General features: G+C 60.7%; 10 protein-coding genes. 4 read left to right on the top strand and 6 right to left on the bottom strand.

Annotation, left to right across the window (positions count from 1 at the left end; all coding sequences use genetic code 11):
* Nucleotides 1-259 precede the first annotated feature (259 nt).
* A complete protein-coding gene (locus P6U30_RS12985) occupies nt 260-1000 on the bottom strand; it encodes a class I SAM-dependent methyltransferase (protein WP_407169403.1) in 741 nt (246 codons plus the stop codon).
* 386 nt (nt 1001-1386) lie between these two features.
* On the opposite strand from P6U30_RS12985, the gene P6U30_RS12980 reads away from it, so the two are divergent.
* The 3 genes from P6U30_RS12980 (at nt 1387) to P6U30_RS12970 (ending at nt 4251) form a co-directional block, all read left to right on the top strand.
* Nucleotides 1387-2004, top strand: a complete 618-nt coding sequence (locus P6U30_RS12980; protein ID WP_407169402.1) for a WbqC family protein — start codon at nt 1387-1389, stop codon at nt 2002-2004.
* Nucleotides 2005-2617: 613 nt separating this feature from the next.
* Nucleotides 2618-3607 (top strand): glycosyltransferase family 2 protein, encoded by a 990-nt coding sequence (locus tag P6U30_RS12975; protein WP_407169401.1) that lies wholly within the window; start codon nt 2618-2620, stop codon nt 3605-3607.
* Nucleotides 3604-4251, top strand: a complete 648-nt coding sequence (locus P6U30_RS12970) for a class I SAM-dependent methyltransferase (RefSeq protein ID WP_407169400.1) — start codon at nt 3604-3606, stop codon at nt 4249-4251. Before P6U30_RS12975 ends, P6U30_RS12970 begins: the two co-directional genes overlap by 4 nt.
* 57 nt (nt 4252-4308) lie before the next feature.
* Here P6U30_RS12970 and P6U30_RS12965 read toward each other — a convergent pair whose 3' ends face one another.
* From P6U30_RS12965 to P6U30_RS12955, 3 genes are all read right to left on the bottom strand, one after another.
* A complete protein-coding gene (locus tag P6U30_RS12965; protein ID WP_407169399.1) occupies nt 4309-5226 on the bottom strand; it encodes a hypothetical protein in 918 nt (305 codons plus the stop codon).
* A gap of 7 nt (nt 5227-5233) precedes the next feature.
* Nucleotides 5234-5917 carry an acetyltransferase gene (locus P6U30_RS12960; protein WP_407169398.1) on the bottom strand — a complete coding sequence of 228 codons (684 nt, stop codon included), beginning with the start codon at nt 5915-5917 and terminating at the stop codon, nt 5234-5236.
* 119 nt (nt 5918-6036) lie between these two features.
* Nucleotides 6037-9333: a M10 family metallopeptidase C-terminal domain-containing protein gene (locus P6U30_RS12955; protein ID WP_407169397.1), complete on the bottom strand. Its 3297-nt coding sequence runs from the start codon at nt 9331-9333 to the stop codon at nt 6037-6039.
* Nucleotides 9334-9609: 276 nt separating this feature from the next.
* Between P6U30_RS12955 and P6U30_RS12950 the strand changes: the two genes are divergently transcribed.
* Nucleotides 9610-10803 carry a CaiB/BaiF CoA transferase family protein gene (locus tag P6U30_RS12950; protein WP_407169396.1) on the top strand — a complete coding sequence of 398 codons (1194 nt, stop codon included), beginning with the start codon at nt 9610-9612 and terminating at the stop codon, nt 10801-10803.
* Here P6U30_RS12950 and P6U30_RS12945 read toward each other — a convergent pair.
* Both P6U30_RS12945 and P6U30_RS12940 read right to left on the bottom strand, forming a co-directional pair.
* Entirely contained in the window at nt 10800-12317 is a 1518-nt protein-coding gene (locus tag P6U30_RS12945; protein ID WP_407169395.1) for a tripartite tricarboxylate transporter permease, read from the bottom strand. The two genes, P6U30_RS12950 and P6U30_RS12945, sit on opposite strands and share 4 nt — an antisense overlap.
* Before the next feature lie 22 nt (nt 12318-12339).
* Nucleotides 12340-12882 carry a tripartite tricarboxylate transporter TctB family protein gene (locus P6U30_RS12940; RefSeq protein ID WP_407169394.1) on the bottom strand — a complete coding sequence of 181 codons (543 nt, stop codon included), beginning with the start codon at nt 12880-12882 and terminating at the stop codon, nt 12340-12342.
* Between the last annotated feature and the right edge of the window lie 39 nt (nt 12883-12921).

The following is a 12921-nucleotide window of genomic DNA, read 5'->3' as shown; positions in this document are numbered from 1 at the left end:
CGCCAGCGGTGCCAGATCGCCAACATTAGGAATATCGGAGCCATCTGGTTCGGGTCGACCGGGAACACGTACAGGTCACGTAGGCTTTCGGTTTGGGGGATGCCGCCCGACGGCAGCACGAAGATCGAAAATTGGACCGCTTGAGCCATCCTGGACACACGTAGTGCCTAGGGTATCCTAGGCTCGCCGATGCTGGCGATCACCGCCACGGCAAGTGCTAGACCCTCCCGAACGATCTGACACGCGCCGCAGCAAACGATCAGGCCGCGCGGGCCACGACAACCCGGCTGCCACCGGCGGGCCAGGTCAATCCGGACAGCGTCGCACGAACCTCTGCGCGCAAAATTGCGGTGAAGATGCTGTTCACCCAGGGATTCAGGTTGAACTCGCGCACTACCTCCTCGTTCCCGGGCTTGTGCTTCGCGCTGAGGCGGCTCACAACCATCACCGGCAGCAGCAGCGCCGTGTAGGAGGTAGAGAAAACGATCTCAAATCCGCTGCGACGGAGTTTTGCTTCGAGCTCCCCTCGCCGGTACCGTCGTTGGTGATAGGCAACGTCATCAGCGCGGCTCCAGAGCCAAGGATGCTGTGGCACCGTGATAATCGCCCCTCCTCCGCTTTGTGTCGCGCGACGCAATCCGCGCAGCACAGCTTCGTCGTCTGCGATGTGCTCGACCACATCGAATGCGCCGGTGAGATCAAAAGCGCTCTCAGCCGGAATGTTGCGCGCATCCATCTGGACGAGTTCGACCTGAGCCGGCAGTCGCCTTTTCGCGAAAGCAAGCCCTGTCGGATGTAGTTCGGAGCCGACAAGCCGCTCCCAATTGCGCGATCGCGCGACGGCGCGCAGCACGGCTCCATTGCCGCAGCCAATCTCAAGAAAACGTCGCGCCCCGGGAAAGAACTTGTCCATGAGGCCAATAATGAGCTCGTTGCGCGCGACAAACCAGAAATGCTCGGCCTCGACTTTCGAGAGCATCTCGAAATTCTTCGGATCCATGCCACTGATCGTGTCCGCCAGCTCCGGCGCGAATGTTGGAATCCCGTCCTGCTCGGCGACCAGATGGCCACAGGCTCGACACCGCCAGCCGAGCGGCCAGACAGGCTCACTCGCCGGCAGAGGCTCTTCGGACGCGCAGGCAAGACATCGCCGCCGGGGAAGAATTGGAGCGGTCATGCCGAGCGCGCGCGACGGACTGGAAGAAGGACCGGGATATTTGATGCTTTCACCATCGGATCACTATAAACATCGAGAACACCGCCTGCTAGAAGCCACTTGGCCACCTCGATTTGTCCGGTACGCGACACGTGCGAATTTGCATCATTCAGTCCTGTTACATTCCCTGGAAGGGTTTCTTTGACCTGGTCGGCAGATGCGACGAGTACGTGATCTTCGATCGCATGCAATACGTGAAGCGACATTGGCACAATCGCAACCGAATCAAAACCGCCCACGGCGTCGAGTGGCTCACCATTCCAGTGGTGACCAAAGGCCGGTTCAATCAGGCAATAGACGAGGTCCATATCGAGAAGCCTTGGGCGGAAAAGCACTGGCGCGCGCTGGAACTGGCGTACCGGTCCGCTCCATTTTTCGGGGAGTTCGCACCTCTAGTCAGGACTTGGTACGAACTCGCCGACAAGGAGCCGTTGCTGACCGATGTCAATGAGATTTTCCTTCGGGGCATTGCGAGGGTACTGGGGCTCGCCACCCGTATCACACGGGATGCAACATATCCGTCATGTGGTACCAAGACCGAACGTCTGTTGGGTATCGCCCGTTCGGCGGGTGCAGACTGCTACCTGAGCGGCCCTTCGGCGCGCGCCTACTTCGACGAGGAAATGTTCGCGTCGGCGGGAATTGCCAGCGAATGGATGAACTATGAAGGTTATCCGGAATATCCGCAACTTCACGGCCCGTTCGAGCATGCAGTCACCATGCTCGATCTCCTGTTCAACACCGGCGCGGAGTCACCACGCTTTTTCAGTCGCACGCAAGTGGGCTAATCACTCCGATTCTTCGATTAGCAAAAAATTGAGCCCCCAACCGTAATTGCCTATGGGATGGCGAGTGCACCATAGCGCCCCGGGATACAGACAATTGATTTCCCTCGGGCTGCGGTGTTGGAAGTTGCACCGGCAAAGCTCGTTGCACGGGGCAGTGCAACTACAAGGATTGGCATCGTCGCCCACACGGGAAACTCAAGTACGCGTTGCCGGTGCACGGCTGGAGCCAAGGCGAATACGGAAATGAGGAATAATACACGTAGAGCCGAGCCCGACGGGGCATGTCGATTAACCATTTGTTTTCACAGGTGTTTTTGTACTAACCACAATGACAAAGACGGGGGCCGCAGCAATTTCGAGGACCTGGACATCACTCTGAAGCGCCGAGCACTGCGCGTGCGGGGGTGCAGTCTTATGTGCTACGAACGATCGTGCGCTCACTCGATAGCAAAGAAATGTTTCGGATTTTCCCACAGGTACACGAATTTTGCGGGCGCGCTCACCGGCTGTCGCTGCAAGATAGAACAACTGGAGATAGCTTGCGAGATGGTACGGAGAAATCAAACGTCGCGCTACCTTACGCTATGGACAATGTCCGCCTAGAGAGCCGTCCGTGAAACTCTCAATTGTGACAACACTGTATCGGTCGGCCGCGACCATCGAGCAATTCTACCGCCGAGCAATGACGGCAGCAGAAGCACTCTTTACCGAAGTCGAAATGGTGATTGTGAACGATGGATCGCCTGACAACAGCCTTGATCTTGCCCTGGCGCTGCACCGGCGCGATCCGCGCGTGGTCGTAGTCGACCTTGCGCGCAACTTCGGACACTACAAAGCGATGATGACCGGCCTCGCTCATGCGGGCGGCGATCTGGTGTTTCTGATCGATAGCGACCTCGAGGAACAGCCTGAGGATCTCGCACTATTCCATCAGCGCTTCGCGCAAGGCGACAGCGACGTGGTCTATGGCATTCAACGATCCAGGCGCGGTGGCCTGATCGAACGCATCGGGGGCGCGATATTCTTCGCCCTGGTGAACGCGCTCGGCGATCGGCCGCTCCCACGAAATCTGGTGACAGCCAGGCTCATGACGTCGGAATATGTCAAGGCCCTCATTCGGCACCGCGACCGCGAGTTCGTCATTTCGGATCTCTGGCAGCAAACGGGATTTCGCCAGAATGAGATAGTGGTCGAGAAGCTCTCCAGTTCGCCATCAACTTATTCATTGTGGATGCGTGTTGACCTCGCCGTAAAACACCTAACGACGTCGTCGACGCGGCTGCTCTATCTGGTTTTTTACACCGGACTGCTGATTTTTTTGGCTTCGATCGGAATGATCGGCTTCTTCCTCCTGCGTTATGTTACGGTGGGCATCGGCGTCAGCGGCTTTGCCTCGCAAATCATTTCGATCTGGTTCTTCGGAGGCCTTATCACGTTGATGCTCGGAATCCTCGGGATCTACATGGCGAGCATCCTAGCTGAGACCAAGCGGCGACCTTATACGGTGGTCCGTCGGATCCATCGTACCCGTGATGTGGATACCGCAGCGGCGCCGAAACTCGCGAGTTGCACCTCGCCTGCCAATGCGGACACCTCGCAATGACCGATCCGGTTTTGTCCAGCATCCTGCACGACGTTGCGGAGTATTATTCCGCCCGTCTTGAAGCGCATGGCCCAACGTCCCAGGGGGTCGACTGGAATGGGATCGAATCACATCGGATTCGCCATCGCCAGTTCCTGCGTTTGATCGAGCCGATTCCTGATGGTTCAGTCATCGATCTCGGTTGCGGCTTCGGCGATTTCCTGCCTTTTTTGAGAAGTGCGGGTTATCGAGGCCGCTTCATTGGGTACGACATCGCCTCCAACATGATCGCTAAGGCACAGGAACTTCATGGGGAAGGCGATGATCGTCGATGGCGCATCGGAGCCGAACCGAATGAGACTGCCGACTATGCGATTGCCAGCGGCATCTTTAACGTTAAGGGAGAGATCGCGAGCGAAGTTTGGATGGGCTACATCCACCAGACCTTGGATGTTCTCGCCCGCGCCGGCACGCGCGGATTCGGCTTTAATATCCTGAGCCTGTCGAGCGATCCCGATCGCCGCCGGTCAAATCTCTACTACGCCGATCCGGCGCGGATGCTTGCCCATTGTCTGCAGCGGTACGGTCGGTCCATTGCCTTGCTGCAGGATTACGGCTTGTACGAATTCACGATCCTAGTTCGTCACCAAGGGAGCGCGACGTAGCGATCGCTGCTAGCGAGCAACTGAGAAGGCGCGACTGTCGTCGGAGCGCGACCGTAGTCAGAACGGGAATTCGCCCTCCCAGACGGCAAGGCCCAAGCCGGTTGCACCGTAGCTGTTACCATTATAAGCGAGCCACAATCGACCACGATGCCAAAACAGAGCCGGATAGCAGGTCATCTCGCTGTCCCAACCGCTTGATGACGGGCCAAGGCCGAACGTCCCGTCGAGCCGCGTCCAACTCGTACCATCGCTACTCGACGCTGCTCCAATGCGATAGCGCTCCCCGCGACAGGCAAAGCACATGAGCAGCCTGTCACCGCACTTCACCACGCTCGGCCGAGCCAACGCGTACTCACCATCCGACGCGAAGTGTAGGACGGCGGCACCGTCTCGTGTCCAGCGAATGCCGTCGCTCGATCGCGCCGTCTTTATCGTATGCTGCATATCAGTATTGCCGAGGGCCGGCCGGAGGTTCGAGCCATACCACATGCGCCAATCACCCGGGCCGAGCCGCAGCACACAAGGGTACGACATCGTATAGGGATCTTCGGGTGAACGATCGAGGATAGGCCCTGGCGAAAATCGCTCGAACGGCGCTTTCAATGTTGGCGATCGCGCCAAACCAATGGCATTGCGCCAGGGCGAACGCACACCCAAATTCCATCCCATGTAGTACAGCGCGAAGCCGTCATCGGATTCCGCGATGCAGCCCACTCCGACCCCACTGTCATCGAAGGTGCCATCCTCGCCCGGCGATAGCACCGGCTCCGACGCCACCTGCCGGACACGCGGCACTTCCGTGAGCTCGATGTCGATCCATCCAACATGTGATCGTTTCTCTGCATCTCGCGAACTGTAGAACACGCGGAAGATGTCGCCGTCGAGATGCACAGGCGCAGGCAGCGCAGCGTGGCTCCGCGCAAAGGCATGCCGGCCATCCGGTGCAAACACAAGGCCTAGACGCTTCCAGGGCATACCGGGCTCACAAGCTCCGAAGGCGGGTGCTAGGTACTGCGGACCGCTCGGATCCGCGAGGCGCCACTACGGAAAGGTCAGGCTGATCTTCCAGCACAAGGGCGCCGGCACCGAGAACACATCTCTTTCCGATCGTAACGTGGTCGCGGATCGTGACGTTCACGCCGACGAAGCTTCCCTGCCCGACGGTCACCCCGCCCGACACCACAACCTGCGAAGCCACAAATACGTCATCTTCGACCTTGGAATGGTGACCGATGTGATTGCCGCTCCACAGCGTGACGTTAGCGCCGACCGTCGCGAAGGGCTGAATCGTGTTGTTTTCCAGAATGAAGCAGTTTTCTCGGAGTTGAAAGCCGGGGAATATCGTAGCCCGGGTGCTCAAATACGATGCGAGCCGATACCCTCTTGCGCGCGCCGCGGCTACCTTCTCCGCGCGGATCGCATTGATCCGCGCGTAGCTCACGGCAACGAACAATCCGAACTCCTCAGGAGGGAATTCGTCGCTGACTTGCTCGAATGCGACCACTGGACGTCCGCGAAATTCCGTTTGCTTGAGAAACGCACTGTCGACGGTGAAGCCCGCGACTTCGTATTCGGAATCATGGGTAAAGTAGAAGTCCGCTAGTTCAGCGATTTCGCCAATGCCAAAAATGACGATCCGGTGATTTTTCGATCGAGCGTGTGTCATGATGGGAACATGCTTAGCGCAACATCCGTGGCTCGCCCATGCCCTCGAGTCGACCTTGGGAACTTTTGATCCGTTTGAGCGCCTCGGTCAACCTCAGCCGTCGCAAGTCGGCGCTTATGTCAGTGGATCAGAGTAGCATTCCAATGCAGATCGGCCATCTTGAGCTCCGCTACGGTCATGTGGCCCGGGTCAAAGGGAACATTCGCCCCATGGTCCACCGGCAAGTGAACATCTGCAATCTCGGAAAGCACCCCTGGCGGGCTCGCTTTCGAGATTGAATTGCTGAGTTCCGGCAGATCGGCGTTGATCGTCGTCGTGACCTCCGTTGCGCCAGGGACGGCGCGAAACAAGAACGAATTCTGGTGACCACCGACGTTTCCATCCGCCGAGATAGTGGACGCGAACGATCGTATCGAATCGAGGCCAGATTGACTAACAGGAATCCCAATCGTGCCGTCGCCGTTGAGATCTTGGTGAAAGGTGGTCTCCAGGGATTCCAGCGCGGTGCTGCTGCCGGGGACGGAGCTGACCAGTTGGACGGTGTCGTTGCCGTTGGTGTCGGTGGCCCAGACGGTGTATGCGTCAGCCCCGGCAAGCTTCCAGGCAACGTCATATCCGCTTGAGGTCGCCTCGGCGCCGATCGGTGACCAGCCAGGAAACGCGCCAACCGTGATCGCAGCTCCCTGGTACTTCAGCGTCGGGCCGGTGCCGCCGCCAACAGGATTGAGGTCGTAGACATTCCCGTACTGAACGAGACTGGTCGATCCGAACGATTCGATCGTTGTCGAGGGAATGCCGATCACACCGTCGCCGTTGAGGTCCTGGTGGAATGTGGTCTCAAGGGCTTGCAGTGCGGTGCTGTTGCCGGGGACGGAGCTGACCAGTTGGACGGTGTCGTTGCCGTTGGTGTCGGTGGCCCAGACGGTGTACGCGTCAGCCCCGGCAAGCTTCCAGGCAACATCATATCCGCTTGAGGTCGCCTCGGCGCCGATCGGTGACCAGCCAGGAAATTCACCCGCCGTGATCGTCATTCCCTGGTATTTCAGCGTCGGACCGGTGCCGCCGCCGACGGGATTGAGGTCGTAGACATTCGCCAACTGCACAAGGCTCGTCGATCCGAGTGACTCGATCGTCCTCGAAAAGATACCAATCACGCCGTCGCCATTGAGATCTTGATGAAATGTTGTCTCGAGGGACTCCAGCGCAGCGCTGCTGCCGGAAACAGCGCTGACCAGTTGTACGGTGTCGTTGCCATTGGCATCGGTCGCCCAAACCGTGTACGCGTCAGCTCCAGCAAGCTTCCAGGCAACATCGTATCCTGTTGAGGTCGCCTCGGCGCCGATCGGCGACCAGCCAGGAAATTCACCCGCCGTGATCGTCACTCCCTGGTATTTCAGCGTCGGACCGGTGCCGCCGCCGACGGGATTGAGGTCGTAGACATTCGCTAACTGCACAAGGCTCGTCGATCCGAGTGACTCGATCGTCCTCGAAAAGATACCAATCACGCCGTCGCCATTGAGATCTTGATGAAATGTTGTCTCGAGGGACTCCAGCGCAGCGCTGCTGCCGGAAACAGCGCTGACCAGCTGGACGGTGTCGTTGCCATTGGCATCGGTCGCCCAAACCGTGTACGCGTCGGCTCCAGCAAGCTTCCAGGCAACATCGTATCCGGTTGAGGTCGCCTCGCCGCCGATCGGCGACCAGCCGCCAAATTGTCCCGAGACAATATTTGCGCCGAGATACTTGATCGATGGGCCAGAAGACGTACCACTCGCGTACAGAAAGTAATTGCCGGCGACCTTGCTCAGGGTAGTCGAACCAAACGACTCGATAGTGAGGGGCACGGCGGTAGCGCCCAAGAGGTCACTGACGCTAAGTGCAACGTTCCCCGTCAAATCGATGGCGAAATCGGGCGTTCCGTCACCATTGATGTCGCCTTGGAGCATAGTCACGCCGAGCGCACTGTTGTAGCCGTAATCGAGCTCGTTGGCGGTATGGTCGAAGGCCGATGCGCCGATGAAGCTGAACGTACCGAGACCACTGAGATCGATGTGGTCCACGCCCGAGACAAAGTCCGTGATCAGATCATGCGTCCCGCTCGCTGCGGTTACGTCCCCGGCTGCAAACACGAACGTGTCGGCGCCCGCAGCGCCTGTCATGGTGTCGGCGCCGGAGCCGGCGACCAGCCGGTCGGCGCCGGCGCCGCCGATCAAAGTGTCGTTGCCCGCACCGCCCACCAGCGTGCAGCCATAGTCGTTTGCGATCAGTGAGTCGTTGCCGCTGCCGGCAATCGCGGTCTGGATGATCGTGTTGGTTGCGATCCCGATGTTGTGGACCAGGCCGCCGATCGAGGAGAAGGCGCCTGGATGCAGGTCGATGGTCTGCGCGAGCGAATATCCGGAGCAGTCGAGCGTATTGCTGCCGCCGCTGTCATAGATCGTGAAAGCGGGTGGCTGGCTGTAGTTGGCGAAATTGAAGATCGCGCCCGCATTGCTGTTGAAGCCGTAGACAGTGTTGCCGGTCCGCGTCGCGGTTGCCGCGCCGTAGATCGAGTCCAAGGCATAGATATCGGCCATCTGCGGCGTGACGACGTAGCGATAAGAACTTCCGGAATAGTTATCTTCCGCGAAGTACGACATGATCGAATATTGCCAGGTGTCGTCGGCGTAGATCGCGTCGGTCGAGTAGCTCGCGCTGCCGTTGTAGGGGCCCTGGTGGCCGAGGCCGAGTGCGTGACCGATTTCGTGGATGTAGGTCTGGTATCCGTAGCTGTCGATTCCGGTCTTGCCGTCATAAGCACCGCCGTCGGTCGTGATCCAGTCGGAGCTGATATCGACGATCGCCGAGCTCATGATGCCCGAACTGTTCCACACGGCGTTGGTCACGGCCGCCATCGAGCCCGTGTCGACGAAGGTGATATTGGCGCTGGCGCTGGTCTGAACGAAGGTCACGTTGGCGACCTCGTGCCAGGCCTCGAGCGCAGACAGAGCGAGCGCCTGCTCGGCGGCGTTCAGCGCGCTGATGTTGAAGGTGACTGTATTCGACGCCCAATGATGGGCTACCGTGTTGTTGTAAGCCCAGAATCCATTGACGAGATAGTCGGCGAGTTGGGCGATCGTCGCCACCGGCTTGGCGGAGCCGGCGTTCGTGGCAGCGGCCGCGGCATTCGCCGCCAGCGGATATTGATCGCCGGGATCATCCAGAAGGGCCGGCCCACCCGCTATCGCACTGGACGCCGGCAATGCCGGTGTCAGCGCCGCACCATCCCAATCATCAAAGCCGAAAACTCCGAGATCCTCGGACAACAAATGACCTTTTCGCATCACACTGTCTGTACCTGGAAATGAATTATCTGGGATGAATGAATTGACGAGGGCCGCAGGATAGCACAGCCGGATCGCGGTCGATTGCTGCAATCTTGCGCAAGCGTCATTGGCAAACCATTAATTGGTGCACGCCGAAAGAACGACTACGGCTTCCGGAAAGATTATGGCAGAACGGCGGCCATTGCCCCGCGGCGCTCCGTAGATTTGCGGGTATCGTGCTGGGACGGGGCGTGCTCTCGACCGGAATAGCCGTTCCGAGCGGCCACTCGTCCTTCCCCATTGGGCGGCGGTTGGAATGCCCCGCCAAATTGGCTAAGCCACAGAGGCCGGACTCTGGAACGGCCTGCCAAACAAGAGGTGTTCTCAATGCCCTTTCCTCGCGCGTCCCAAGCCCTCTCCCGCTTCACTGTCCTGGATCTGACCCGCGTCCGGTCGGGGCCGACCTGCGTCCGTCAGCTCGCCGATTGGGGCGCCAATGTCATCAAGATCGATGCCCTGCTGGAGGATGGCGGCGGCGAGCAGCCGGGCGGCCCGCGCGGCGGATCCGACTTCCAGAACCTACACCGCAACAAGCGCGCGATGACCCTCAACCTGAAGGATCCGAAGGGTCTCGAGGTGTTCAAGCGGCTGGCCGAGCAGGCCGACGTCGTGGTCGAGAACTTCCGTCCGGACGTCAAGTTCAAGCTCGGCGTGGACTATGAGAGCATCCGCAAGATCAACCCTCGCATCGTCTATGGCAGCATCTCCGGGTTCGGCCAGGACGGCCCCTATCACAAGCGCCCCGGCTTCGATCAGATCGCACAGGGCATGGGCGGGCTGATGTCGGTCACGGGCGCGCCCGGCGGTGGCCCGATGCGGGTCGGCATCCCCGTGGCAGACCTGACCGCAGGGCTGTTCTGCGCGATCGGCATCCTGACCGCGCTGCTGGAGCGCGACGTGTCCGGCCAAGGCCAATGGGTCCAGACCTCGCTGCTGCAAGCCCAGATCTTCATGCTGGATTTTCAGGCTGCGCGCTGGCTGATGGAGAAGGAGGTGGCCGAGCAGGCCGGTAACAACCATCCGACCTCGATCCCGACCGGCGTGTTCAAGACCTCCGATGGCTACATCAACATCGCGACCACGGGGGGGCGGATTTGGGAGCGCTGCGCCCAGGCGATCGGGGCACCCGAGCTGATCACCGACCCCGACTACGCCACTGCGCCGGCGCGGTCCAAGAACCGCGATGCGCTGAACGCGAAGATCAACACGCTGACCGAGAAGAAATCGACCGAGACCTGGGTCCGCGAGCTCAACGAGGCCGGAGTGCCCTGCGGGCCGATCTATTCGATCGACCAGATGTTCGAGGACGCCCAGGTCAAGCATCTCGGCATCGCGCAGGCCGTGCCCAACGAGGAGAACCGGGCCCTTCAGCTCGTCGGGCAACCGGTGACCCTGTCGCGGACGCCGAGCAAGATGGCGGCGCGGCCGCCGGAGTTCGGCGAGCAGACCGAGGAACTGCTGGCCGAGTTCGGCTTCGGCAAGGACGAGATCGCCGAACTCCGGCAGCGCAAGGTCGTCTAACCTCGGGCCCTTGCCGGCCGCATCAGACGTGTGACGCCGGCAAAGGCCCTGTCGATCACCGGCCAGAACAGCAGCACGATCGCGAGCGTCGTGATCGTGCCGACGAGGCCGTTCGACCAGAACACCTTCATGTCGCCGCCCGATCCGATCATCGACAGGCGGAACGCGTCCTCGGCGCGATTGCCGAGCACCAAGGCCAGGGTGAACGGCGCCAGCGGGATGCCGATCTTCTTGAAGACATAGCCAACCACGCCGAAGCCCAGCATCAGCCAGATGTCGAACATCGCGTTCTGGATCGCATAGGCGCCGATCGCACAGGACACCACGATCATCGGCGCGACCGCTGCGAACGGCACGCGCAGGATCGATGCGAAGATCGGCACTGTGGTCAGCACCAGCACGAGGCCGACGACGTTGCCAAGATACATCGAGGCGATCAGGCCCCAGACGAAATCCTTGTGCTCGACGAACAGCAGCGGTCCGGGGTTGAGCCCCCACACCATCAGGCCGCCGAGCAGGATCGCCGCAGTGCCGGAGCCGGGAATACCGAGTGCCAGCATCGGCAGCAGCGCGGAGGTCCCGGAGGCGTGGGCCGCGGTTTCAGGTGCGAACACACCCTCGATGCGGCCCTTGCCGAAGCTCTCCGGATCCTTCGAGAAGCGCTTGGCGAGATTGTAGCCCATGAACGAGGCCGCGATCGCGCCGCCCGGCGTGATGCCGAGCCAGCAGCCAATGAAGGACGAGCGCACCAGCGTCACCCAGTATTTCGGTAGGTCCTTCCACACCGAGAGCACGACGCGCAGGCTGATGCCGGCGGCGTGCCCGCGCAGCGCCAGGCGCTCCTCCATCGTGAGCAGGATCTCGCTGATGCCGAACAGGCCGATCACCGCGACCAGGAAGTTGATGCCGCGCAGCAGTTCGGCAGAGCCGAACGTCATGCGTAACTGCCCCGACACCGTGTCCATGCCGACGCCGGCGAGCAGAAGCCCGAGCGACATCGAGATCACCGTCTTGTGCTTGGCCTCGCGGCCGAGACCAACGAAGGAGCAGAACGTCAAGAGATAGACGGCGAAGAATTCCGGGGGGCCGAACCGCAGCGCGAATGACGAGATCATCGGCGCCAGGAAGGTGATCAGCAGCACGGCGACCAGCGATCCAACAAAGGACGAGGTGAACGCCGCGGTAAGCGCCTCCGCCGCCCTGCCCTGCTGCGCCATCGGATAGCCGTCGAACGTGGTCGCGACCGACCAGGCTTCGCCCGGGATGTTGAACAGGATCGAGGTGATGGCGCCACCGAACAGCGCCCCCCAATAGATGCAGGACAGCATCACGATGGCCGACGTCGGGTCCATCGTGAAGGTCAGGGGCAGCAGGATCGCGACGCCGTTGGGGCCGCCAAGCCCAGGCAGTACGCCGACGAAAATGCCGAGCACCAGCCCGACCATCATCAAGAGCAGCGTCTTCCACGTCAGCAGGACGGCAAAGCCGTGCAGCAGGAGACCGAAGGCTTCCATGTCGCGAAACCCCGTCGGCTTGCTAGCGGCCGAGGGCCGCTTCGAGCGGCCCCTTCGGCATGATGACGTCAAACACGATGTCGAAGGTCACGAACATCACGGCGGTGAAGACGAACGCGGTCAGCAGCGACTTCCACAGCGCGATCTTGCCGACCAGGCGCATGAAGCCCGCGATCAGCAGAAAGCTCGCGACATAGAGCCCGAGATACTGCGTGGCGAGGCAGAACAGGAACGTCGGCACGAACACCGCCATCACCCGGCGAAGCTGGGCGCGGGTGACGAAGGTCTCGGCCGCCTCACGGCGCGACACGAACGCCGCGCCGAGGCCGTAGAGGCTGGCGGCACCGAGGATGACCGAGAGGTAGAACGGAAAATAGCCGGGTTGCGGTCCGGTCGAATCCCACGACGCGCCGGTGCGCCAGTTGTCCCACCCCAGTATCGCGGCGAGTGCGAGCAACAGCAGCGACGTGATGACGTCAACGGCACCGCTGCTGACCACCGCGGGCGAGTCGTCCTCGGGCGCGGTCGGATCGTCGACGACGATATCAAGTTCGGTATGGGACATAGATGAGACGGTCTGGGTTGCGAAGGCAACGATTCGGAT

Source organism: Bradyrhizobium sp. ORS 111 (genome assembly GCF_045571485.1).
Taxonomy (GTDB): Bacteria; Pseudomonadota; Alphaproteobacteria; order Rhizobiales; family Xanthobacteraceae; genus Bradyrhizobium.
Note: the sequence above shows the minus strand (reverse complement) of the source record. Positions and strands in the feature narration are given on the sequence as shown.